This window comes from Rhizobium tumorigenes (genome assembly GCF_003240565.2).
Taxonomy (GTDB): Bacteria; Pseudomonadota; Alphaproteobacteria; order Rhizobiales; family Rhizobiaceae; genus Rhizobium; species Rhizobium tumorigenes.
Window position 1 is genome coordinate 1,451,865 of the sequence record NZ_CP117255.1, and the last position, 23,731, is coordinate 1,475,595.

Consider the following 23,731-nt stretch of genomic DNA (forward strand, 5'->3'; position numbering starts at 1 on the left):
GCTTGAGCCGTGGCCGCGCGGCGTGCAATGTCGCCGCACTCGACAATCCAGTGCAAATCAGCAGGAGACAGACGATGGACGTACGCGCCGCCGTTGCCGTTCAGGCAGGAAAACCGCTCGAAATCATGACCGTCCAGCTCGAAGGTCCCCGCGCCGGCGAAGTGCTGATCGAGGTCAAGGCGACCGGCATCTGCCACACCGATGATTTCACGCTCTCCGGCGCCGATCCCGAAGGTCTGTTCCCGGCCATTCTCGGCCATGAAGGCGCCGGCATCGTCGTTGACGTGGGCCCCGGCGTGACCTCCCTCAAGAAGGGCGATCACGTCATCCCGCTGTACACGCCGGAATGCCGCGAATGCTATTCCTGCCTGTCGCGCAAGACCAACCTGTGTACCTCGATCCGCGCGACCCAGGGCCAGGGCGTCATGCCGGACGGTACGTCGCGCTTTTCCATCGGCAAGGACAAGATCCATCACTACATGGGCTGCTCGACGTTCGCCAATTATACGGTCCTTCCCGAGATCGCGCTCGCCAAGGTCAATCCCGACGCGCCGTTCGACAAGATCTGCTACATCGGCTGCGGCGTGACGACCGGCATCGGCGCCGTCATCAACACGGCAAAGGTCGAGATCGGCTCGACGGCCATCGTCTTCGGCCTCGGCGGCATCGGGCTCAACGTGCTGCAGGGCCTGAGGCTCGCCGGCGCCGACATGATCATCGGCGTCGATCTCAACAACGACCGCAAGGCCTGGGGCGAGAAATTCGGAATGACGCATTTCGTCAATCCGAAGGATGTCAGCGACGACATCGTTCCCTATCTCGTCAACATGACCAAGCGCAACGGCGACACCATCGGCGGCGCCGACTACACATTCGATTGCACCGGCAACACCAAGGTCATGCGCCAGGCGCTGGAATGCTCTCATCGTGGCTGGGGCAAGTCCGTCGTCATCGGCGTTGCCGGCGCCGGCCAGGAAATCTCCACCCGCCCGTTCCAGCTGGTTACCGGCCGCTCCTGGATGGGCACGGCCTTCGGTGGCGCGCGCGGCCGCACGGATGTGCCGAAGATCGTCGACTGGTATATGGACGGCAAGATCCTGATCGATCCGATGATCACCCACACGATGCCGCTCGACGACATCAACAAGGGTTTCGAGTTGATGCACAAGGGTGAAAGCATCCGCAGCGTCGTCTTGTACTGATCTGCTCGAGGGCGGCCTTCCGGCTGCCCTCCCGTCTCGAAAATGGACCGTCTTATGATTTACGTCGATGCCGACGCATGCCCGGTGAAGCCTGAAGTCCTGAAGGTTGCCGAACGACACAATCTCGAAGTGACTTTCGTCGCCAACTCAGGCCTGCGCCCGTCACGAGATCCGATGATCAAAAATGTCATCGTTTCCAACGGCTTCGATGCTGCTGACGACTGGATTGCAGAGCATTGTGGCGTTGGAGACGTGGTGGTCACTGCCGACGTGCCGCTAGCCGGACGCTGTGTTGCGACCGGTGCCCTCGTAACGGGTCCGACGGGACGCGTCTTCGACACGGGCAACATCGGCATGGCAACGGCAATGCGCGATCTTGGCGCCCATCTGCGCGAGACCGGCGAAAGCAAGGGCTACAACGCGGCCTTCTCGCCGCGCGACCGGTCCAGCTTCCTCGAAACATTCGACCGGCTCTGCCGGCGGGCGAAAGCCCAAGTCCCCCCGACTGGAGATCCCACATGAAGGTCCATTCCCAGGTTACCGCCTTCGGCGGAATGCAGGGCGTCTACTCCCACGAGTCCGAGGCCTGCCAGTGCGAGATGACGTTTGCCGTCTTCGTGCCGCCGCAGGCCATAGAACGGCCCTGCCCGGTCGTCTGGTTCCTCTCGGGCCTCACCTGCAGCCATGCCAACGTCATGGAAAAGGGTGAATATCGGCGGATGGCGGCGGAGCTCGGCCTGATCATTGTATGCCCGGATACAAGCCCGCGTGGCAACGATGTGCCCGACGAACTCACCAACTGGCAGATGGGCAAGGGTGCGGGCTTCTACCTCGATGCTACCGAAATGCCATGGGCTGCAAACTTCCAGATGTATACCTACATCACCGAGGAGTTGCCGGCCTTCATCGCCCAGCATTTCCGCGTCGACATGACACGCCAGTGCATCTTCGGACATTCCATGGGTGGCCACGGCGCCCTGACGATCGCCCTGAAGAACCCCGACCGTTTTCGCAGTTGCAGTGCTTTAGCGCCCATCGTCGCGCCGATGACTGCCGACTGGTCGACCGGTGCTTTCAAAAAGTATCTCGGTGAAGATCAGGCGACGTGGCGGGCCTACGACGCCTGCGCGCTCGTCGAGGACGGCGCCCGTTTTCCGGAAATCCTGATCGACCAAGGTAAAGCCGACGGCTATCTGGACACCGGCCTGCGCCCATGGCTTTTCGAGACAGCGACCGAAAATACCGGCATCGCACTTACGCTGCGCATGCACGAGCGCTACGATCATTCCTACTATTTCATCTCGACCTTCATGGACGATCATCTGAAATGGCACGCCGAGCGGCTGGCCTAGGAAACTCGGTCTAGACGCGAAAACCTACGTTAGTATCGAAGCGGGGACGACGAGCGCTTCCCCGCTTCGAGCCGTTTACTTCTTGCGATTGTCGACGGCTAGCAGGCCCGGGCCAGCGAACACGAAAAACAGAAAGACGAAGCAGAACAGAATGGCAGCGTCGCCACCGTTGTTGACCGGAAAGAAATCCTTCGGTGCGTGCGCCATGAAGTAGGCGACGGCCATGTTGCCGCAGAGAATGAAGGCAACCGGGCGGGTGAAGAGGCCGAAGAGGAATAGCAGGCCGCCGAATGCTTCGAGAATACCTTGGGTCAGAGACAGCGCCGTCAGCGGCCCGGCGTGCTCGCCGTTCGGAAAGGCAAAAAGTTTCTGCGTGCCGTGCTCGATGAACTGCAGCGCAGTCATGATGCGCAGGACCGTAAGAGCGTAGGGTTGGTATTGGTTTAATCGATCAAAAAATGCCATGAAAATCTCCGGTTGAAAGCTCCCGCGCAACCGTTAACCTGAGGCGTCGATTCCACGAAGACACAGCTTCTGACACCACATCAATTTTTCGTGTAAAATCCGCGACTTGTCGTCACAGGGGAATGTTGTCGTGCTTCTTCCAGGGGTTCGACAGGTCCTTGTTCCGCAGCATCTTCAGTGCCCTTGCCAGGCGCCTGCGGGTTGAGTGCGGCATGATGACCTCGTCGACATAGCCTCGCTCGGCGGCGACGAAGGGTGACAGGAAACGATCCTCGTACATCTTGGTATGCGCCGCGATCTTGTCCGGGTCGGCGATATCCTTGCGGAAAATGATCTCGACCGCGCCCTTGGCCCCCATCACCGCGATCTGCGCAGTTGGCCAGGCATAATTGATATCGCCGCGCAGATGCTTGGACGCCATCACGTCATAGGCACCGCCGAACGCCTTGCGGGTGATGACTGTCAGCTTCGGCACCGTCGCCTCCGCATAGGCAAACAGCAGCTTGGCACCATGCTTTATCAGCCCGCCATATTCCTGCGCCATGCCGGGGAGAAATCCGGGCACGTCGACGAAGGTGACGACGGGAATGTTGAAGCAATCGCAAAAGCGCACGAAACGGGCAGCCTTGCGGGACGCATCGCTGTCGAGCACGCCGGCGAGAACCATCGGCTGGTTGGCGACGAAACCGACAGTCGATCCCTCGATCCGGCCGAAACCACAGACGATGTTCTTCGCAAAGCTTGCCTGGATCTCGAAGAAGTCCCCCTCGTCCGCCACCTTGAGGATAAGTTCCTTGATGTCGTACGGCTTGTTGGCACTGGCAGGGATGAGCGTATCCAGAGACATATCCATGTCAGTCACCGACTGGTGACTGGAAATCGATGGCACCGGCGCGGTGTTGGAGAGCGGCAGCAGATCGATCAGCCGGCGCACCTGCAGCAGTGTATCGATGTCATTGTCATAGGCGCCGTCGGCAATCGACGATTTCGTTGTGTGGATGGACGCTCCGCCGAGTTGCTCTGCCGTCACGGTCTCGTTGGTCACCGTCTTGACCACGTCAGGCCCGGTGACGAACATGTAGGACGTGTCGCGCACCATGAAAATGAAGTCGGTCATGGCCGGCGAATAGACGTCGCCACCGGCACATGGGCCCATGATGACCGAGATCTGCGGAATGACGCCGGAGGCGAGGACGTTGCGCTGGAAGACCTCGGCGTAGCCGCCAAGCGCTGCAACGCCCTCCTGGATACGAGCACCGCCGGCATCGTAGAGACCGATGATCGGCGCCCGGTTCTTCAGCGCCATATCCTGCAGCTTGATGATCTTTTCCGCATGCGCTTCCGAAAGCGAGCCGCCAAAGACGGTAAAATCCTTGGCAAAGACGAACACTGTACGACCGCTGATCGTCCCCCAGCCTGTCACGACGCCGTCGCCGGCAACACGGTTATCCTGCATGCCGAAGTCGCTGGAGCGATGCTGGACGAACATGCCGAACTCTTCGAACGATCCGTCGTCGAGAAGCACGTCGATCCGCTCGCGTGCCGTCAGCTTCCCCCGCGCATGCTGTGCGTCGATGCGAACCTGTCCCCCGCCGAGCCTGGCGGCCTCGCGGCGTTCTGCCAGTTCCTCCAGAATGTTTTTCATGCCAGCCTCGGGTCCAACCGTATCACAGGGTCTGTCGTCTCATGCCTCGTTCGCTTCCGGACCCGTCAGTTGTCAGGTCGCGGCGCCGTCAGCCCATAGGCAGCACGAATACGCGCAGCAATGTCCTCGGCCATGAGGTCGTCGATTGCATCGCTATCGGCCGAAAACGTTGTCGACTCGAAGGAGTTCACGGCAACCACGGAGCCCGTATCGATCGCACTGGCGTCGATATCGACCTTCGCGGAATTGCGGTTCTTCTCGTAGCCCTGAGCCCGCTCGGATTGTGTGATGTGGATAGTGAGTGCCACGGCACCCTCCGTCACAGCATGCCTGGTAGCAGCAATCGCGGCGTTCACCCGTGTGCTGACCTCGGACAGCAGCCTCGGAGACGCGCCGTTCGCGGAAACCACAGTGACACTGCGGACATCGTAGACAGGTCCGGGCGGCGGGTTCAGAGGCGGCATGTGATAGCACGCGGACAGCATCACGCAGGCTGCGAGCGCCGGCAACAGCCGAACCTTGGTGGAGAAAGAAATTTTGCTGCCGATCATCACGCTACGCCCGTTAGGCCTCAACCTTCGCTATAACGGATTGCAAATCAACACTATTCCGCCAAAGAGTGACGAAAAACCTCGGCAGCAGTGAGAAATTCGGCAAACCGCAGCGACCGTCGGTGCTCCGCTTCTGCATCGCTGCCCCACTGTTCGCTCGTCCAGTCCTCATCGAGATGTGCCAGCGACCAGCTTTCTTCTGCCGGAAGATATCCCTCGGCAAACGCCAGTGTGAGGATCGCCGATCCCGTCAGCGTCGTCAGGGTATGAAGGCCTGCCAGCTGCAGCGGGTTTCCGTATTTCGAGAGCGCTGATTCGAATTTGTCGATGGCGTCTTTCGGCTGCTCCCGATGCATCACGCCTTCGGCCAGCAGAAACCGGGCCCCGAATGTCGCAGCCGCCCAGTCGAGCACGGGGTCCCAGCGCTCTGCCTGGCGCCGGACCAGTTCGGTTGGCGTATGCGCCCGGTAGCAGATGAGATCGATGCCGCTGTATCGGACGATATCGTCGGAAACGGCCTTCGGATCCTTGGCAATCCCATCCAGCGCCGTGTTGACAAGCCGCGTGACCGGCATCGTCATCGGGTCGATGAAATCAGTCTGGGCGCGCCATTCGTCGGCGATCCGATCTGCCAGCAAGGCGTTTGCGACGTTCAGCGCGTTGCGGGCCGGCGTCTTCACGGGACGACCGTCGAGTTCCACTGCAAAGCCACCCTCGTCCCGACGAACACCGACCTCCTTGTAGAAGCGCTTCGGCAGCGGCTTCTTCATGGCAATCTGTGCACGGCGAACCGGGTCGGGATCGCTCAGCTGCTGGGTGAAATCTGTCAGATCTTCGCGCATCGGATAGCCTCAGACAATATGGCTCAGCAGGTCGTTCGGATGGTGGGCGATGGCGTCTGCACCGCTTGCAAGCAAGTCTTCTATTGCGGCATAGCCCCAGGCGACGCCTATCGCCGTTGCGCCGGCGGCCTTGGCCATCTGCATGTCGTAGATCGCGTCGCCGATGACAACCGTATCATGTGCAGAGATGCCGGTCTCCTCGCAGCATTCCGTCACCATGGCTGGATGCGGCTTCGACGGGCAATCGTCGGCAGTGCGCGAGACAACGAAATGCGGCGCAAGGCCGTGCATGTGCAGGATCTCCGTCAGCCCGCGACGTGATTTGCCGGTGACTGCGCCGATCGTCAGCGCGTCGCCGCGCGCAACCAGCGTATCGATCAACGGCCGGATACCGTCGAACAACGGTGTATCCATGCCGGGCTCATCGCGCACATCGGTGTAGATGGTCTTGTAGTGAGCCATCATGGCCACCGCCTCGTCGTCGACATGCTGACGGCCCAGCATGCGGGCAATGGCGATATCGAGCGTCAGGCCGATGATCGACTTGGTCGAGGCGATGTCCGGCCGCTTGTGCTTGAAATCGACGAAGGTCCGGGCCATCACCTCATGGATCAGGCGCGCGCTGTCGACGAGCGTACCGTCGCAGTCAAAGAGAACGAGCTTCATTCTTCGTTGTTTTCATAGGGCGAGAGATCGAAGCCGAGCAGGTTCCAGCTCTGCACCATGTGTGGCGGCAATGGTGCCGTCACGCGCAGCCGTCCGCCGTTCGGGTGCGGTATATCGATGTGGCGGGCATGCAGATGCAGCCGCTTCTGGATACCGCCCGGGAAAGGCCAGTTGTGGTCTTCCTCGAAATATTTCGGGTCGCCAATGATCGGATGGCCCATTCCCAGCGCATGAACGCGCAACTGGTGGGTACGGCCGGTGTATGGCTCCATCTCGAGCCATGCCATCGTCTGCGCCGCTGTTTCCAGCACACGATAGTAGCTGATCGCGTGATCGGCGCCGTCTTCGCCGTGCTTGGCGATCCGCATCCGGTCGCCGTCCGGTGTCGCTTCCTTCACCAGCCAGCTGGAGATCTTGTCCTCGTGCTTGCGCGGTACGCCCTTGACCAGCGCCCAGTACGTCTTCTTCGTATCGCGCTCGCGAAACGCCGCTGTCAGCTTCTGTGCTGCACCGCGGGTGCGGGCGACAACGATCACACCGGTCGTGTCGCGGTCGAGGCGGTGCACCAGGCGCGGCTTTTCGCCCTTCTTGCTGGTCCAGGCTTCGAGCATCTTGTCGAGATGACGGTGAAGGCCGGAGCCGCCCTGCACGGCAAGGCCGGCCGGCTTGTTGAGTACGAAGACTTTCTCGTCCTCGTGCAGCAGCATGCGGGCCAGGAGGTCGCCATCATCGTCGTTCTTCAGGTCACCGCCGCTGATCGGGCCGCCCTTGATGATCTTCTCGTCGATATCCATCGGCGGAATGCGGACGGTCTGGCCGTACTGGACGCGCGCGTCAGTCTTGACGCGTCCGCCATCGACCCGCACCTGGCCGGAGCGAAGCAGTTTCTGCAGTTGCCCGAATCCGAGTCCCGGAAAATGCACCTTGAACCAGCGGTCAAGGCGCATGCCCGACTCTTCCGGCTCCACTAGTCTATGCTCAATCCCGGCCATGCTTCTTCTTTCAAACGATGAGGTCTCGGCCTAAGCCGGCCTTTTGCCGTCGCTTTAGAGCATTTTCCGGCAAAGTGGAAACCGGAATCGTCGTCATTGGTCGTTTGTTACGCTTTGCGACCGGGTTTTGCCAGATCAGGTCAGGGCGCGGGCCACCGAGAGACCTGCAAAGACCGTGCAAAGCGAAACGCCGACGCTCACGAAAACATATAATAAGGCAAGGCCGACATCGCCACGCTCGGCCAAGGCGATGGTGTCGAGTGAAAAGGCAGAGAATGTGGTGAAACCGCCGACCAGCCCGGTCATCAGCAAGAGGCGCAGATTGTCCGATCCGCCATATTTGCGAGCGATGACCTCGGCGAATATGCCGATGATGAAAGAGCCGACGACGTTGACCGTCAGCGTGCCCCAGGGGAAAGCCGGCCCCCCGATCCTGAAATTCCAGATGCCGACATAATATCTGAGGACGGACCCGATTGCGCCGCCGAAGGCGACCAGAAGAACTTGAAACATGAGGTGTTGCTACCGGACGATTGCGATGCTGCCAAGGTGGAAATCGGCAAAGCCTCATTCGTTTGGCGATCCATAAAATACCACCGGTTTTCTTCAGCGCGCAAGAAGATCGTCGCGATAAGGTGCCATATGGTTCTCCGTCTGGACATCTCGTAATGGTCGAAGTCGTCAACGTTTCCGCCTACATGGCATCCTGGGCCGCTGACATGACCAAACAGCCGACGCTGGTTCCGCCTGCCATCGCCGAGCGGACTGCCCGCAAGGAAGCGCTGCGCCGATTGCGGGATGGTGTCGACGACAGCGATGTCGAAAGCATTTCGCCAATCATTCAGGCAACGACCATCGGCCTCGACCTGATGAACGAAGGCAGCCGCCAGCCTCGCTCCACGCTCCAGCACGCGCTGGATTCCTACGCCGAGAACGACTGACTTGCCGTTCCGCCTATTTGCCGCTCGCTGACCCGACCGGCACCGACATCGAAACCGCTCCGGCTTTTTCAAACGTCAGCGTAACCGGCACGATACCGCCCTGCCTGAAGGGCATACTCACTTGCTTGAACATCATGTGAAGCGTGTTCGGCGACAGCACAACCGTCGCGCCCGGGGCAATCACGATGCCATCCTTCAGTTCGCGCATCCGCATGATGTTGTCCTTCATCGTCATTTCGTGAAGCTCGACTTTCGCTGCCGCCGGAGACGAGACGGAGACCAGCCGCTCTTGGCTGCTGCCACCATTGTGGATCGTCACGTATCCGCCGCCGACCGGCTGCCCCGGCAACATCGCCCTGACATAGCCACCGGTGATGTCGAGATCGCCTGCCTTGACCGCCGCAGTGCCGGCAGGTTCCGGGCTGGACATCGCCATGCCAGGCATATTTTTCATGTCACTGCTCTGCGCCAGCACTATCGAGCATCCCGACGCAAGCAGCACCACGGCGAGCGCTAAAACTCTGAGGGAGCGGTGTTTCTGCATGGCGTTCTCCAGGCTGTCGATGCACGTTTCACATCGTATGCGATCTTCTGATGATGGGATGTTTGACCCGAACTTGCAACGCTGCCGCGCAGGCATTGCGAATGCCGGACGCCGCGACAAAAAACTGCCGGTTCGCGACATTTCCGCTTGCCAACGCCAGCGCCCGCCCGATAATGGCTGACAACCCGATTGGGAGAATCCGGCTATGCCGGTGCCGAAGGAGCAACCGCCCCGGAAACTCTCAGGCCCAAGGACCAGTCGGGGGCAGACGAAACTCTGGAGAGAGGCGCCGCGTTGACGGTGCTCGCCGAAGGGATAACAATCTCAGGCGAACGGACAGAGGGGGCTCATCACCAAGGCGCCATTGCGCCGGATCCATGAGCCCGCGCTTCGAGAGAAGTGCAAACGCCGGAGGCGTCGTTTGACCGAGACAGTTGCCCTGAAAAAGACAGCACTGCACCAGCTGCACATTGCGCTGGGTGCCCGCATGGTGCCTTTCGCCGGATACGACATGCCGGTGCAATATCCGGCCGGTGTCCTCAAGGAGCATCTGCAGACGCGCTCAGCCGCAGGTCTCTTCGATGTGTCGCACATGGGCCAGATTATCATCCGTGCCCGTTCAGGAACTTACGAGGATGCGGCCTTGGCGCTCGAGACCTTGGTGCCCGTCGACATCCTCGGCCTCAAGGCGGGACGTCAACGCTACGGCTTCTTTACCGATGACAGCGGCGCAATTCTCGACGACCTGATGATTGCCAATCGTGGCGACCACCTGTTCGTCATCGTCAACGCCGGCTGCAAGGACGCCGATCTCGCCCATCTGCAGAAACATCTCGGTGATCGCTGCGAGATCACGTTGCTGGACCGCGCCCTCGTTGCGCTGCAGGGTCCACGTGCGCAGGCAGCGCTGTCGGAGCTCTGGCCGGGTCTCTCGGAAATGAAGTTCATGGATATCCGCGATGTCGGCCTGCACGACGTACCCTGCCTGGTGTCGCGTTCCGGCTATAGCGGCGAGGACGGTTTCGAGATTTCCATTCCGGCAGACAAGGCCGAAACGGTGGCGAAATGGATGCTCGACCATCCCGACGTGCAGCCGATCGGCCTCGGCGCCCGCGATTCCCTCCGGCTCGAGGCCGGCCTCTGCCTCTATGGCAACGACATCGACACCACCACATCGCCCGTCGAGGCAGGGCTGGAATGGGCGATCCAGAAAGTCCGTCGCAACGGCGGAGCCCGTGCCGGTGGCTTTCCGGGTGCGGAACGTATCCTCGCCGAACTCGACCACGGGGCGTCGCGCCGCCGCGTGGGACTGAAGCCGGAGGGCAAGGCGCCGGTTCGCGGCCATGCCAAACTTTACAGCGATGCCGAAGGCTCGACGGAGATCGGCGAGGTCACTTCCGGCGGCTTCGGCCCCAGCGTCGATGGCCCCGTGGCCATGGGCTATGTGCCGACAGATCTCGCTACGCCCGGAACACCGATTTTCGCCGAAGTGCGTGGGAAATTCCTGCCCCTCGTCGTCACCGCCCTTCCCTTCATCACCCCGACTTACAAACGCTAAAACCGGTTCCCCAGAGAGGATATTTCCATGTTGAAGTTCACCGAAGAGCACGAATGGCTGAGCATCGAAGGCGGCATCGCCACGGTCGGCATTACCACCTACGCCGTCGACCAGCTTGGTGACCTCGTTTTCGTCGAACTGCCGGAGATCGGCGCCACTCTTACGAAGGCCGGAAATGCTGCGACGGTCGAGAGCGTCAAGGCCGCCTCCGACGTCTACTCCCCGCTCGACGGTGAAATCACCGAAGTCAACGAAGCGATTGTCGCAGATCCGTCGCTGGTCAACTCCGACCCGATGGGCAAGGGCTGGTTCTTCAAGCTGAAGCTCGCCAATACCTCCGATGTCGACACGCTACTGGACGAAGCCGCGTACAAGGAGCTCACCGCCTGATGAATACGCCGACTGAGTTTACCTTTACGGACTACCAGCCGTATGATTTCGCCAACCGCCGTCACATCGGTCCTTCGCCCGAGGAAATGTCGGCGATGCTGAAGGTCCTCGGCTACAAGAGCCTCGATGCGCTGATCGACGCCACCGTGCCGCCAGCCATCCGCCAGGCGGCGCCGCTCGCCTGGGGACCGGCGATGACCGAACGCGAGGCGCTCGACAAGCTGCGCGAGACAGCCAACAAGAACAAGCTGCTCGTTTCTCTGATCGGCCAGGGCTACTACGGCACGATCACGCCGCCGGTGATCCAGCGGACCATTTTGGAGAACCCCGCCTGGTACACGGCCTACACGCCGTATCAGCCGGAAATCAGCCAAGGCCGGTTAGAGGCGCTGCTGAACTACCAGACCATGATCACCGACCTGACCGGCCTCGACGTCGCCAACGCCTCGCTTCTGGATGAGGCCACAGCGGCCGCCGAAGCCATGGCGATGGCCAAGCGCGTGTCGAAATCGAAGGCCAAGGCATTCTTCATCGATGCCGCATGCCATCCGCAGACAATCGCATTGATCGAGACCCGCGCCGAGCCTCTGGGTTGGCAGGTCATAACAGGCAACCCATTCACCGATCTCGACCCCGTCGATGTCTTCGGCGCCATCTTCCAGTATCCCGGCACCCATGGCCACATCCACGATTTCACCGGCCTGATCTCGAGATTACACCAGACCGGCGCGATCGCCGTTGTTGCCGCCGACATTCTGGCCCTGACGCTGCTGAAGTCCCCCGGCGAAATGGGTGCCGATATCGCCATCGGCTCGTCGCAGCGCTTCGGCGTACCCGTCGGATACGGCGGCCCACATGCCGCCTACATGGCCGTCAAGGATGTACACAAGCGCTCGATGCCCGGCCGCCTGGTCGGCGTCTCGCTCGACGCCCGCGGCAACCGCGCCTATCGCCTCTCGCTGCAAACGCGCGAACAGCATATCCGCCGCGAAAAGGCGACGTCCAACATCTGCACCGCCCAGGTGCTCCTCGCCGTCATGGCGTCGATGTACGCGGTCTTCCACGGTCCCCAGGGCATCAAGGCTATCGCCCAGCAGGTGCATCAGAAAGCCGTGTTGATGGCCAAGGGCCTTGAAAAGCTGGGCTACACCATCGAGCCCGAGACCTTCTTCGACACCATCACCGTCGATGTCGGCCATATGCAGGCGCTCATCCTGCGCGCCGCCGTCGCCGAGGGCGTCAACCTGCGCAAGATCGGCGAAACCCGGATCGGCATGAGCCTCGACGAGCGGACCCGCCCGGCGACGCTGGAAGCCGTCTGGCGTGCCTTCGGCGGCACGTTCGAGCTCGCCGACTTCGCCCCGGAATATCGCCTGCCCAAGGACCTGCTGCGCACCAGCCCCTACCTGACGCATCCGATCTTCCACATGAACCGCGCCGAAAGCGAAATGACCCGCTACATCCGGCGGCTGTCGGACCGCGACCTCGCGCTCGACCGGTCGATGATCCCGCTCGGCTCCTGCACGATGAAACTGAACGCCACCGCCGAGATGCTGCCCATCAGCTGGCCGGAATTTGCCGATATCCACCCGTTCGTGCCGGACGACCAGGCGCTCGGCTACCGCGCCATGCTCGACGACCTCACCGAAAAGCTCTGCGCCGTCACCGGCTACGATGCCTTCTCGATGCAGCCGAACTCAGGGGCGCAGGGCGAATATGCCGGCCTGCTGACCATCCGCAACTACCACCGCGCCAACGGCGACGATCATCGCGACGTCTGCCTGATCCCTACCTCTGCGCACGGCACCAATCCCGCCTCGGCACAGATGGCCGGCATGAAGGTGGTGATCGTCAAGGTCGGCGACGACGGCGATATCGACATGGCCGATTTCCGCGCCAAGGCAGAGCAGCATGCGGCAAACCTTTCCTGCTGCATGATCACCTACCCCTCGACCCACGGCGTGTTCGAGGAGACGGTGAAGGAGATCTGCGACCTGGTCCACCAGCACGGTGGCCAGGTCTATCTCGACGGCGCCAACATGAACGCTATGGTCGGCCTGTCACGCCCCGGCGATATCGGTTCCGACGTTAGTCATCTGAACCTGCACAAGACCTTCTGCATCCCGCATGGCGGCGGGGGTCCCGGTATGGGCCCGATCGGCGTCAAGGCGCATCTCGCAGCCTACCTGCCGGGCCACCCGCAGACGGACGGTCGCCCCGGCGCCGTCTCTGCTGCAGCCTTCGGCTCTGCATCGATACTGCCGATATCCTGGAGCTATTGCCTGATGATGGGCGGCGAAGGCCTGACGCAGGCAACGAAAGTGGCGATCCTAAACGCCAACTACATCGCGGCCCGATTGAAGGACGCCTATCCGGTGCTCTACACATCGAAGGCAGGTCGTGTGGCGCACGAGTGCATCATCGACACGCGGCCGCTGGTCGACAGCGCCGGCGTGACCGTCGACGACGTTGCCAAGCGGCTGATCGATTGCGGCTTCCATGCGCCGACAATGAGCTGGCCGGTGGCCGGCACGCTGATGATCGAGCCGACCGAGTCGGAAACCAAGGCCGAACTGGACCGCTTCTGTGCAGCCATGCTCGCCATCCGCGACGAGGCCCGCGCCATCGAGGACGGCCGGATGGACAGGACGAACAACCCGTTGAAAAATGCGCCGCACACGGTCGAAGACCTCGTCGGCGAATGGAATCGTCCCTACTCCCGCGACCAGGCCTGCTATCCGCCCGGCGCCTTCCGCGTGGACAAATACTGGTCACCGGTCAACCGCGTCGACAACGTCTACGGCGACCGCAACCTCATCTGCACATGCCCGCCCGTCGAGGATTACGCCGAAGCGGCAGAATAGAGACAGATGGCCCCGGATCGAACCGGGGCCATTTTTCAAGCGAAGAACTTGTAGGTCGCAACGCAAAGCGCCAGTGCACCGAAGCCGATCAGCAGGTAGGCCGAGACCCGCCCGACCTTGGCGGCAAACAGATCCGACAGCCGGTCTCGCGCCAGTCGAACCGCACCGCTGAGGAATAGCCACCAGGCAACCGAGCCCGTAAACGCTCCCCCGACGATGAAAGCCGCATTCTCAGCGCTGCTCTCATGGGCGAGGCCGAAGGCTGCAAAAAGTGCACCGAAGGAAATGATCGTCGCCGGATTGGAAATGGTCAGGAAGAACGTCGCGACAGTCGTTCGAAAAAGATCGGCGGCACCAATATCCGCAGCCGCAATCGGGTCGCGGCCGAGGCTCTTGTAGCCAAGCCAGATCAATAGCACTCCGCCACAGAATGCCAGCGGCAGAGCAATCTTGGCGAGCACATCTGCAAAAATCGCCAGCCCGCCAACGGCAACCAGCGCGTAGCTCGCATCGCCGAGCGCCGTCCCGAGACCCAGTGCGGCGCCGGCCCAGAAACCGCGTTCCAGCGTACGGTTGATGCACAAGGTACCGATCGGCCCCGGCGGTGCAGTGATGATGACCCCGAGCAGCGCGCCCTTCAGAAACAGTATCAGCCACATGCTACATCACCGGTCCTGTCGGCAGCAGTGAATGGAGCACGAAATGCAAAGGCCGCCCGAAACGGCGGCCTTTGTCCAACGGCGGCACTAAAAGATCAGATGGCTGCAACAGACGCCTCGCGCTGGGAGGCAAGAGCTGCGAGATCCGCGGGCTTCAGTTCAACCGATTCGCCACAGCCACAGGCAGAAGTCTGGTTGGGATTGGTAAAGGTGAAGCCGGAGCGCAGCGTCGTCATCTCAAAGCCCATCTCGGTTCCGAGCAGATAGAGTACAGCGGACGGCTCGATCCAGACCTTGGCCCCATCGCGCTCGATCAGGTCGTCCTTGGGATTGGCTTCGGTCACCATGTCGATGGTATATTCCATCCCGGCGCAGCCACCCTTCTTGATGCCGACGCGGACGCCCTTGGCATCCGGCCCGGAATTTCCGACGATCGCCTTCACGCGATCCGCCGCGCTTTCGGTAATGGTCATAACTGCAAAGCCCATCGGCATAGTCTCCTGTGGCAACCGGGTTCAAGGCCCGGTGCTTCGTCGCATCAATTTAAGCCGAGCGGCTTAAGGCTTCAATAGCAATCTCGATACAATCGGCAGCCGCACACAAGGCGGCCAGTAATTCGTTGCGCCGAGCCCTGAACTCTGTAACTGTACAATATGCACTCTATGGAGTACATTTCCTGTGTTCGTTATCCAGCGCACCGAAATCTTCCAGCAGTGGATTATGCGACTGAAGGATCGTCGCGCCGCCGCTCGCATTGCATCGCGCATTTTGCGCGCGGAAGACGGTAACCTGGGTGACGTCAAAGCTGTCGGAGATGGCGTCGAGGAAATGCGTATCGACTACGGGCCGGGCTACAGGATCTATTTCCTCAGACGGCGATCGGTGCTTGTCGTTCTTCTCGTCGGCGGCGACAAGAGTACACAGCGAAGAGACATCATCGAAGCAAAGCGCCTTTGTGCAGAATGGAAGGAGCGCAACAAATGATATTAGACACCAAACTTTTCGACGCGTCCGAGGTTCTCGACAGCGAGAGTGCGGTCGACGAATTTCTCGCCGCGGCGTTCGAAACCGAGGACCCGGCCTTCATCGCCAAAAGTCTTGGGGTGATTGCCAAAACCCGAAACATGAGCGCTCTCGCCCGCGATGTCGGAATGAGCCGGGCTGCCCTCTACAAATCGCTGAGCGGCGAAGGCAATCCGGAATTTGCGACCATTATCAAGGTCATGAAGGCACTTGGCCTCGGCCTTGCTCCAGTCTCGCGGTCCAACCAGGGCGCTGCCTGATCAATACCAGCCGACGGAAACCTGGGCTTCTTCCGACATCCGGGCCGGCGTCCATGGCGGGTCGAAGGTCATGCCGACCTCGACGCCGGAAATGCCTTCCACGGCACCGACGGCGTTCTCGACCCAGCCGGGCATCTCGCCGGCAACCGGGCAGCCGGGAGCGGTCAGCGTCATCATGATCTTCACCATACGGTCGTCCTCAATGTCGATCTTGTAGATAAGACCAAGTTCGAAGATATCAGCCGGGATTTCCGGATCGTAGACCGTCTTCAGGGCCGCAATGACATCATCGCTCAGGCGCGCCAGCTCGTCGGCCGGAATGCTGGATTGGACGATGCCTTCGCGCACGTCGGTCGTCTGTTCGCTGTTGTCCAGGCTCATCTCGGGCACTCCTTGGAGCAGTTCCGGCAAATGTACGTAGCGGCTTTACATCCGGAAATTCGTAAAAACAGAGAGATAGGGCACTTCTATGTGTAGATGAACGGCAGAAATGCTCTAGGCAAAGAATTTTCGTGCATGATCGAGCGCATCAGCCAAGGCGTCGACTTCTGCGCGGGTATTGTACATGCCGAACGATGCACGGCATGTGGAGGTGACGCCAAAGCGTTTCAAGAGCGGCTGGGCACAATGGGTCCCTGCCCTGACGGCGACGCCCTGCCGGTCGATCACCATCGATACGTCGTGAGCATGGATGCCGGCCAGTTCGAACGAGAAGATCGCTCCCTTGCCGGGCGCATTGCCGAAGATGCGCAGCGAGTTGATGGCGCGCAGGCGTTCGGACGCATAGGCAGTCAGATCGGCCTCATGGCGGGCAATTGCCTCGCGTCCGATGCTTTCCATGTAATCGAGAGCGTAGGCGAGCCCGATGGCCTGGACGATCGGTGGGGTTCCTGCCTCGAACCGGTGGGGCGGGTCGTTGTAGGTCACCGCCTCCTCGCCGACGTCGATGATCATTTCGCCGCCACCCTGGAATGGCCGCATCTCGCGCAAGCGCGACTGCTTGCCGTAGAGAACGCCGATACCGGAGGGGCCGTAGAGCTTGTGTCCGGTCACCACGTACCAGTCGCAATCCATGTCCTGCACGTCCACCGGCAGATGCACCGCGCCCTGGCTACCGTCGACCAGCACGGGGATGCCGCGCGCATGCGCAATCCGGCAAATTTCCTTGACCGGCAAGACAGTACCGAGTGCGTTCGACATATGTGTGATGGCAACGAGCTTGGTGCGCTCGGTCAGGCTTTTCTCGAAATCCTCGATATGAAACGCACCCTCGTCGTCGACCGGCACCCAGACCAGCTTGGCGCCCTGCCGTTCGCGGATGAAGTGCCACGGCACGATATTCGAGTGATGCTCCAGGATCGTCAGCACGATCTCGTCGCCTTCACCAATATGCGGCATTCCCCAGCCATAGGCGACGGTGTTGATCGCCTCGGTGGCATTTTTTGTAAACACGATATCGTCGATACCGGGGGCATTTAGAAACCGTCGCACTTTTTCACGCGACGCCTCGTAGGCTTCCGTAGCGGCATTCGAGAGATAGTGGAGTCCGCGATGGACGTTGGCATATTCGTTGGAATAGGCATTCGAAATCGCATCGATCACCACCTGCGGTTTTTGCGCCGAGGCACCGTTGTCGAGATAGACGAGCGGCTTACCGTAGACCTCTTTCGACAGGATCGGAAAATCCCGTCTGATGGCCTCGACGTCATAAGCGGTGGCAGTGGTGATCTTGTCCATCATGGGATCCAATCAGGCGTGCTTTTCGAGCCAGGTCGAGATAATGCCCTTCAGCGCCCCGACCAGGGCTTCGTTTTCAAGTTCCTCGACCACCTCGATGACGAAGGCGCTGACGAGCATCGCCCGTGCCTTGCTGGCGGGAATACCGCGGGCCATCAGGTAGTAGAGATGGGTGTCGTTGATATCGATGACGGTCGCGCCGTGGCCGCACTGAACGTCGTCGGCAAAGATCTCCAGCTCCGGTTTTGCCGAGAAATCACCATCGTCCGACAGCAGAAGCGTGTTGCACGACATCTTGGCATCGGTCTTCTGGGCATCGAGAGCGACACGGATCATGCCCTGGAAGACGCCGCGAGCCCTGTCGAATACAACGTTGCGGATGATTTCCTTAGACGTCGTATTCGGCACGTTATGGCCGAGCGTCATGGTGACGTCCGTATGGGTCTCTCCGCCGAGGAGGTTGACGCCGCGCAACTGCAGGTCCGCACCTTCGCCTGTGACAGCGATGTGCAGCTCCTGGCGCACAAGCTTGCCGCCGGCATTGACGACGAACAGCGTGAGCTTTGCATCCTTGCCGAGATCAATACGGATCTGGCCAAGATGGGTATCTTCCGTGCCCTGCTCCTGCAGGATGACCCAGGTAACCTCGGCGCCTTCGCCGATGCGAACTTCGCTGACGGCCGAGACAAGCGCGGCATCTGCGGTCACCGCACGGTGACGCTCGATCAATGTGACACTGGAGCGGGCACCGAATGTCACTGGCAAGCGGCTGTGCATCTGTCCTCCGGCATGGATAAACTGGATTTCAAGCGGCGCCTCCAGCTTCGTCTCCGCAGCGATGTCAACGACATAGCCGTCGCGCACAAAACTGCCGTTGATACGCCCGATGGCATCATCCCTGTCGAGCGCATCGAGCCCAGCGGTCGCGCTGCCGTCGATCAGGCTATCGGCGTATGGCTGCACGGTCACGCCGGCAGGCGCCGACAGGGAACCGCTCAGACCTTGCGATACGGTCAGCACCGCCGACCCAGGCACAAGCGGCTCAAGCTCCTCGACGCGGCCGGACGTTGCTGCTTCCGGCACCGAGCGCAACAGGTTTTTGAGGTCGGTATAGTGCCACGCCTCGACGCGGCGCGTCGGCAGGCCGGCCGTCTTCAGCTCGTCCAGCAACCGGTCGCGCAGCGCGAAAACGTCGCCATTGCCCGGCAGTTCGCCGAGTTGCGTGTTGTAGGCCTCGATCAGCGCCAATTCGGCTGCCGTCAGGCGGGTCGTCGTCTGCATGTTCATGGACGTCGTCCTTTCCGCCCGATCAGGCTGCAGCGCCAATGATATCGGCGTAGCCGTTGGCTTCGAGATCGTGGGCCAGCGTCTTGTCGCCGGTCTTGATGATCTGGCCCTTGTAGAGAACATGGACCGTGTCAGGTACGATGTAATCCAGCAAGCGCTGGTAGTGGGTGATGACGATGGTGGCGCGATCCGGAGACCGCAGCGCGTTGACGCCATCGGCAACGATCTTCAGGGCGTCGATGTCGAGGCCCGAATCCGTCTCGTCTAGGATGCAGAGTTTGGGCTGCAGCAGCGCCATCTGCAGGATCTCGGCGCGCTTCTTCTCGCCGCCGGAAAAGCCGACGTTCAGCGGCCGCTTCAGCATAGCGGTATCGATCTGCAGCTTCGCCGCCGCCTCCTTCACCATCCGCATGAAATCAGGCGTCTTCAGCTCTTCCTCGCCGCGCGCCTTGCGCTGTTCGTTCATCGCCACCTTGAGAAACTGCATGGTGGCCACGCCCGGGATTTCGACCGGATACTGGAAGGCGAGAAAGATGCCCTTGGAAGCACGTTCGGCAGCGTCGAGCTCCAGAATGCTCTCGCCGTTGTAAAGGATCTCGCCCTCGGTGACTTCATAGTCGCTGCGACCGGAGAGGATGTAGGACAAGGTCGACTTGCCGGAGCCGTTCGGCCCCATGATGGCAGCGACTTCGCCAGCCTTCACCGTAAGGTTCAGACCACGAATGATCTCCGTGCCGTCTTCGGCGATGCGGGCGTGGAGGTTTCTGATTTCAAGCATGTCTGTAATCCATCTTCAAAGTTTGCGTTGCGCGCTTTGCAGCGCTGCAGTCAGAATTTACGCACGCTCAGGGTGCCAGGACCTTAAGCAGCAGAACAATCAGCCGGAAGAAAAGGCTGGCCAAAAAAAGCCAAATATCCGCTCCGAGCAATGCGTCGACGACGACCGAGAACCGTCCCATCCGATCCGCAAGGTAACGATACTTGCGGGGTGGGGCCTTGGCTGCAGAGCGGTGGTCGGTGAACGACTGCCCTGGGTTTCCCGGCCGCGTCGCTTTCATATCAACCCACACTGCCCTCAAGCGAAATCGAGATCAGCTTCTGCGCTTCGATCGCAAATTCCATCGGCAGTTCCTGCAGGACTTCCTTGACGAAGCCGTTGACGATCAGGGCGATCGCTTCTTCAGTCGGGATGCCGCGCTGCAGGCAATAGAACAGCTGGTCCTCGGAGATCTTCGACGTGGTCGCCTCATGCTCGAATTGCGCAGAGGAGTTCTTCGCCTCGATGTAGGGCACGGTATGCGCGCCGCAGCGATCGCCGATCAGAAGCGAGTCGCACTGGGTGAAGTTGCGGGCGTTGGTCGCCTTGCGGTGTGCCGAGACCTGGCCGCGATAGGTGTTCTGCGAGACACCGGCAGCAATGCCCTTGGAGACGATGCGACTCGACGTGTTCTTGCCGAGATGGATCATCTTGGTGCCGCTGTCGATCTGCTGATGACCGTTGGAAACGGCGATCGAGTAGAACTCGCCACGGCTGTCATCGCCGCGCAGGATGCAGGACGGATACTTCCAGGTGATGGCGGAACCCGTCTCGACCTGCGTCCAGGAGATCTTGGAGCGTGCGCCGCGGCAATCGCCGCGCTTGGTGACGAAGTTGTAGATGCCGCCCTTGCCGTCCTTGTCGCCCGGATACCAGTTCTGCACGGTCGAATACTTGATCTGCGCATCGTCCAGCGCCACCAGCTCGACCACAGCCGCATGAAGCTGGTTTTCGTCGCGCTGGGGTGCGGTGCAGCCCTCGAGATAGGATACATAGGCGCCTTCTTCGGCGATGATCAGCGTCCGCTCGAACTGGCCGGTGCCCTTCTCGTTGATGCGGAAATAGGTCGACAGCTCCATCGGGCAGCGAACGCCCTTCGGAATGAACACGAAGGACCCATCCGTGAACACGGCGGCGTTCAGCGTAGCATAATAGTTGTCGGTGGTCGGCACGACGGTGCCGAGATACTGCTTGATGAGATCGGGATGCTCGCGGATGGCCTCCGAGATCGACATGAAAATCACGCCGGCCTTCTTCAGTTCCTCCTTGAACGTGGTAACGACCGAGACGCTGTCAAACACGGCATCGACGGCGATCCGCGACGTCTGGACGCCGGCGAGAATCTCCTGCTCACGCAGCGGGATGCCCAGCTTCTCGTAGACCTTCAGCAATTCCGGATCGACATCGTCGATAGACTTCGGCCCCGGCGTGCTTTTTGGCGCGGCATAATAGTAGATGTCGTTGAAATCGATCTTTGGATAGTCGACGCGGGCCCAGTCGGGCTCCTCCATCGTCAGCCAGCGCTTGTAGGCATCGAGACGCCATGCGAGCATCCATTCCGGCTCCTGCTTCTTGGCAGAAATGAAATGGATGATCTCTTCCGAAAGGCCCTTGGGAGCCTTGTCCATTTCGATAATCGTCTCGAAACCATACTTATATTGGTCCACATCGATCAGGCGAACCTGATCGATCGTTTCCTGGACGGCAGCCATGTCGTTCTCCAATCTCGCCGGATACAAGGTCCGGCAGCTTGTCAACGGTTTAGCAAATTTGCATTTGCCACTATGTAGGTGGCCAATGGGATTTTTTCACCCCGATTGGCAAGCGTAAACTTGCGTTTCCGCAAAATTCAAAATGTGGTCAAGCAGCAACCCCGGAAAGCCTTCGCCTTCCGGCAATTTTCGCGAACGCTGCGAGCACCCGGTCGATGTCGTCATTCTTCGTGTCGAAGCCAAGCGATATACGCAATGCGCCGAGACGTGGATCGCGACCCATCGCCACCAGCACGTGGCTCTCGCCCAGTTTGCCCGCCGAGCAGGCAGAGCCCGCCGAGAGCGCTACGCCCTCGAGATCGAAGGCAATCTGGCCGGTTTCAGCCTTCAGCCCGGGCAGCGTGAAGAATGTCGTGTTCGGCACACGCGGCTGGTCCTCGCCGTGAATTATCACGTCAGGTGCCGCATCTCGCATGCCGGCTTCCATACGGTCGCGCAATGCCAGAACGGCCGCATTTCGCAACTGGAACTCAGCAGTGGCCGCAGCGGCAGCGGCACCGAAGCCGATCACTGCCAGCGAATTTTCCGTACCAGACCTGTGACCCTTCTCCTGGCCACCGCCATGGATCAGCGGCTTTGGCATCATGATCTCGCCGCGCGACACGAGCGCCCCGGCGCCCTTGGGACCGCCAATCTTGTGCGACGAGACGATCATAAAATCCGCGCCGATCTCGTTGATGTCGGTCTTCACCCGACCGGCACCCTGGACAGCGTCGACGACGAAGATACCGCCGTGGCGATGGACGATTTCTGCCGCCGCCCGGACCGGCTGAAGGATCCCCGTCTCGTTATTGGCCAGCATGATTGCGACCATCGGCAGGCCCAGTGACTTGTCATGGGCGGAAAGCAAGGCCTCAAGCGCGACAAGATCGACAACGCCATCGAACGTCACGGGAATTTCGCTGACCCGTTCCTTTGCAAACCGCCCGCCTTCGCGCAATGCCGGATGCTCGATGGCCGAGACGTAGAGGTGGCCAACGGCAAGCGGCGTGCGGCCCATGCGAAACTCGGGCGTCAGCACCGTGTTGGCAGCCTCGGTGGCGCCGCTGGTGAAAACCACATGCGCCGGGTCAGCGCCCGTCAGCACAGCCACGTCGCGTCGGGCGGCCTCGACGGCGGCGCGCGTGGCGCGCCCTTCGCCATGAACGGAGTTCGGGTTGCCGAAAAGATCGAGGCCACGCAGCATCGCCTCCCGCGCCGCTGGATGGAGCGGGGCGGTTGCATTCCAGTCAAGATAGAGGCGTGATGCCGCCATGACCTGCTTTTCCTGCCTCAGCGATGCGGATTACCGGCGCCGGCTCATTTTTCTTGTAATTGCCGGCGGGCTTGCCTTATGACACCTCCACAACGCGTGGAAGATCATGCAGAGTTTCGAATTGTTCTAAACTGCGTTCTAGAAAAGATGAGCGCGTTCGTCAAGTCAACTTGCTGCCTAATGCATCTTGTCAACGCCGAAAATCAGGTACGGAGTATCGATGCCCGAAGTCATTTTCAACGGCCCAGCAGGCCGCCTTGAGGGCCGCTATCAGCCATCCAAGGAAAAAAGCGCACCGATCGCCCTCGTCCTTCATCCACATCCGCAGTTTGGCGGCACGATGAACAACCAGATCGTCTACCAGCTGTTCTACATGTTCCAGAAGCGCGGTTTCACCACGTTGCGCTTCAATTTCCGCAGCATTGGCCGCAGCCAGGGCGAATTCGACCACGGCGGCGGCGAACTGTCGGATGCAGCCTCGGCGCTCGACTGGGTGCAGAGCCTGCACCCCGATTCGAAAAGCTGCTGGATCGCCGGCTATTCCTTCGGTTCGTGGATCGGCATGCAGCTTTTGATGCGCCGCCCGGAAATCGAAGGCTTCATGTCGATCGCACCGCAGCCGAACACCTACGACTTCTCCTTCCTGGCTCCCTGCCCGTCCTCCGGTCTGATCATCAACGGCGATGCTGACAAGGTAGCGCCGGAGAAGGATGTCAACGTGCTGGTCGACAAGCTGAAGTCGCAGAAGGGCATCCTGATCACCCACAAGGTCGTGCCGGGCGCCAACCACTTCTTCAGCGGCCAGGTCGATACGCTGATGGGTGAATGCGAAGACTATCTCGACCGCCGCCTCAACGGCGAGCTGGTGCCGGAACCCGCTGCCAAGCGTATCCGCTAGTTTCCAAAGCC

Annotated in this window: 26 protein-coding genes and 1 riboswitch; of the genes, 10 read left to right on the forward strand and 16 right to left on the reverse strand. The window is 60.8% G+C overall.

All coding sequences use genetic code 11. The features are described 5' to 3' along the window. Positions 1-74 precede the first annotated feature (74 nt). From PR017_RS07250 to fghA, 3 genes are read left to right on the forward strand one after another with little or no spacing between them, the layout of a single operon-like run. Positions 75-1,202, forward strand: coding sequence for an S-(hydroxymethyl)glutathione dehydrogenase/class III alcohol dehydrogenase (locus PR017_RS07250; RefSeq protein ID WP_111221928.1), 1,128 nt, complete (start codon positions 75-77; stop codon positions 1,200-1,202). Between the two features lie 54 nt (positions 1,203-1,256). After that, positions 1,257-1,724, forward strand: a complete 468-nt coding sequence (locus PR017_RS07255; RefSeq protein ID WP_111221927.1) for a YaiI/YqxD family protein — start codon at positions 1,257-1,259, stop codon at positions 1,722-1,724. Continuing rightward, complete coding sequence (fghA, locus tag PR017_RS07260; protein ID WP_111221926.1) at positions 1,721-2,554, forward strand: S-formylglutathione hydrolase; 834 nt, start codon at positions 1,721-1,723, stop codon at positions 2,552-2,554. The genes PR017_RS07255 and fghA overlap by 4 nt, the downstream gene beginning before the upstream one ends. 75 nt (positions 2,555-2,629) lie before the next feature. Here the strand turns inward: fghA and PR017_RS07265 are convergent, their stop codons facing one another. From PR017_RS07265 to crcB, 7 genes are all read right to left on the reverse strand, one after another. Further along, on the reverse strand, positions 2,630-3,019 hold the full coding sequence (locus PR017_RS07265) for a DoxX family protein (protein WP_111221925.1): 390 nt from the start codon (positions 3,017-3,019) through the stop codon (positions 2,630-2,632). A 112-nt stretch (positions 3,020-3,131) separates the two neighbouring features. Beyond that, positions 3,132-4,664, reverse strand: a complete 1,533-nt coding sequence (locus tag PR017_RS07270) for an acyl-CoA carboxylase subunit beta (protein ID WP_111221924.1) — start codon at positions 4,662-4,664, stop codon at positions 3,132-3,134. 65 nt (positions 4,665-4,729) lie between these two features. Next, a complete protein-coding gene (locus tag PR017_RS07275; protein ID WP_111221923.1) occupies positions 4,730-5,215 on the reverse strand; it encodes a hypothetical protein in 486 nt (161 codons plus the stop codon). Between the two features lie 53 nt (positions 5,216-5,268). After that, complete coding sequence (locus tag PR017_RS07280; protein WP_111221922.1) at positions 5,269-6,057, reverse strand: ATP12 family chaperone protein; 789 nt, start codon at positions 6,055-6,057, stop codon at positions 5,269-5,271. A 9-nt stretch (positions 6,058-6,066) separates the two neighbouring features. After that, entirely contained in the window at positions 6,067-6,723 is a 657-nt protein-coding gene (locus PR017_RS07285) for an HAD-IA family hydrolase (protein WP_111221921.1), read from the reverse strand. Further along, the gene (locus PR017_RS07290) at positions 6,720-7,715 is read right to left on the reverse strand and encodes an RluA family pseudouridine synthase (RefSeq protein WP_111221920.1); all 996 of its coding nucleotides are present in this window, start codon (positions 7,713-7,715) and stop codon (positions 6,720-6,722) included. Before PR017_RS07290 ends, PR017_RS07285 begins: the two co-directional genes overlap by 4 nt. A gap of 135 nt (positions 7,716-7,850) precedes the next feature. Next, positions 7,851-8,228 (reverse strand): fluoride efflux transporter CrcB, encoded by a 378-nt coding sequence (gene crcB / locus PR017_RS07295; protein WP_111221919.1) that lies wholly within the window; start codon positions 8,226-8,228, stop codon positions 7,851-7,853. A gap of 155 nt (positions 8,229-8,383) precedes the next feature. On the opposite strand from crcB, the gene PR017_RS07300 reads away from it, so the two are divergent. Then, the gene (locus tag PR017_RS07300; RefSeq protein ID WP_111221918.1) at positions 8,384-8,656 is read left to right on the forward strand and encodes a hypothetical protein; all 273 of its coding nucleotides are present in this window, start codon (positions 8,384-8,386) and stop codon (positions 8,654-8,656) included. 13 nt (positions 8,657-8,669) lie between these two features. On the opposite strand, the gene PR017_RS07305 is transcribed toward PR017_RS07300, so the two are convergent. Then, a complete protein-coding gene (locus tag PR017_RS07305) occupies positions 8,670-9,200 on the reverse strand; it encodes a copper chaperone PCu(A)C (RefSeq protein ID WP_111221917.1) in 531 nt (176 codons plus the stop codon). A gap of 180 nt (positions 9,201-9,380) precedes the next feature. Continuing rightward, a riboswitch (glycine riboswitch) is annotated at positions 9,381-9,467 on the forward strand. Positions 9,468-9,621: 154 nt separating this feature from the next. Here PR017_RS07305 and gcvT point away from each other — a divergent pair. The 3 genes from gcvT to gcvP are packed head-to-tail and all read left to right on the forward strand — an operon-like array spanning position 9,622 to position 14,012. Then, positions 9,622-10,758, forward strand: coding sequence for a glycine cleavage system aminomethyltransferase GcvT (gcvT, locus tag PR017_RS07310; RefSeq protein ID WP_111221916.1), 1,137 nt, complete (start codon positions 9,622-9,624; stop codon positions 10,756-10,758). Between the two features lie 27 nt (positions 10,759-10,785). Next, on the forward strand, positions 10,786-11,148 hold the full coding sequence (gene gcvH, locus PR017_RS07315; RefSeq protein WP_111221915.1) for a glycine cleavage system protein GcvH: 363 nt from the start codon (positions 10,786-10,788) through the stop codon (positions 11,146-11,148). Then, positions 11,148-14,012: an aminomethyl-transferring glycine dehydrogenase gene (gene gcvP, locus PR017_RS07320; RefSeq protein ID WP_111221914.1), complete on the forward strand. Its 2,865-nt coding sequence runs from the start codon at positions 11,148-11,150 to the stop codon at positions 14,010-14,012. Before gcvH ends, gcvP begins: the two co-directional genes overlap by 1 nt. 35 nt (positions 14,013-14,047) lie before the next feature. Here gcvP and PR017_RS07325 read toward each other — a convergent pair whose 3' ends face one another. Both PR017_RS07325 and sufA read right to left on the reverse strand, forming a co-directional pair. Continuing rightward, positions 14,048-14,671 (reverse strand): LysE family translocator, encoded by a 624-nt coding sequence (locus PR017_RS07325; protein ID WP_111221913.1) that lies wholly within the window; start codon positions 14,669-14,671, stop codon positions 14,048-14,050. 95 nt (positions 14,672-14,766) lie between these two features. Then, positions 14,767-15,159 carry a Fe-S cluster assembly scaffold SufA gene (sufA, locus tag PR017_RS07330; protein WP_111221912.1) on the reverse strand — a complete coding sequence of 131 codons (393 nt, stop codon included), beginning with the start codon at positions 15,157-15,159 and terminating at the stop codon, positions 14,767-14,769. A gap of 190 nt (positions 15,160-15,349) precedes the next feature. Here sufA and PR017_RS07335 point away from each other — a divergent pair, with 190 nt between their 5' ends. Further along, positions 15,350-15,655 (forward strand): type II toxin-antitoxin system RelE/ParE family toxin, encoded by a 306-nt coding sequence (locus tag PR017_RS07335; RefSeq protein WP_111221911.1) that lies wholly within the window; start codon positions 15,350-15,352, stop codon positions 15,653-15,655. After that, positions 15,652-15,954 carry an addiction module antidote protein gene (locus tag PR017_RS07340; protein WP_111221910.1) on the forward strand — a complete coding sequence of 101 codons (303 nt, stop codon included), beginning with the start codon at positions 15,652-15,654 and terminating at the stop codon, positions 15,952-15,954. Before PR017_RS07335 ends, PR017_RS07340 begins: the two co-directional genes overlap by 4 nt. Here PR017_RS07340 and PR017_RS07345 read toward each other — a convergent pair whose 3' ends face one another. The 6 genes from PR017_RS07345 to PR017_RS07370 form a co-directional block, all read right to left on the reverse strand. Then, the gene (locus PR017_RS07345) at positions 15,955-16,335 is read right to left on the reverse strand and encodes an SUF system Fe-S cluster assembly protein (protein ID WP_111221909.1); all 381 of its coding nucleotides are present in this window, start codon (positions 16,333-16,335) and stop codon (positions 15,955-15,957) included. It abuts the gene before it with no gap. Between the two features lie 114 nt (positions 16,336-16,449). Then, a complete protein-coding gene (locus tag PR017_RS07350) occupies positions 16,450-17,691 on the reverse strand; it encodes a cysteine desulfurase (protein WP_111222002.1) in 1,242 nt (413 codons plus the stop codon). Between the two features lie 12 nt (positions 17,692-17,703). Continuing rightward, positions 17,704-18,978: a Fe-S cluster assembly protein SufD gene (gene sufD, locus PR017_RS07355; RefSeq protein ID WP_111221908.1), complete on the reverse strand. Its 1,275-nt coding sequence runs from the start codon at positions 18,976-18,978 to the stop codon at positions 17,704-17,706. A gap of 22 nt (positions 18,979-19,000) precedes the next feature. Continuing rightward, on the reverse strand, positions 19,001-19,756 hold the full coding sequence (gene sufC, locus PR017_RS07360) for a Fe-S cluster assembly ATPase SufC (protein WP_111221907.1): 756 nt from the start codon (positions 19,754-19,756) through the stop codon (positions 19,001-19,003). 281 nt (positions 19,757-20,037) lie between these two features. Then, positions 20,038-21,507 (reverse strand): Fe-S cluster assembly protein SufB, encoded by a 1,470-nt coding sequence (gene sufB / locus PR017_RS07365; RefSeq protein WP_111221905.1) that lies wholly within the window; start codon positions 21,505-21,507, stop codon positions 20,038-20,040. A 148-nt stretch (positions 21,508-21,655) separates the two neighbouring features. Further along, on the reverse strand, positions 21,656-22,822 hold the full coding sequence (locus tag PR017_RS07370) for a cysteine desulfurase family protein (protein WP_111221904.1): 1,167 nt from the start codon (positions 22,820-22,822) through the stop codon (positions 21,656-21,658). A gap of 220 nt (positions 22,823-23,042) precedes the next feature. On the opposite strand from PR017_RS07370, the gene PR017_RS07375 reads away from it, so the two are divergent. Next, entirely contained in the window at positions 23,043-23,720 is a 678-nt protein-coding gene (locus PR017_RS07375) for an alpha/beta hydrolase (protein ID WP_111221903.1), read from the forward strand. The last annotated feature ends 11 nt before the right edge of the window (positions 23,721-23,731 follow it).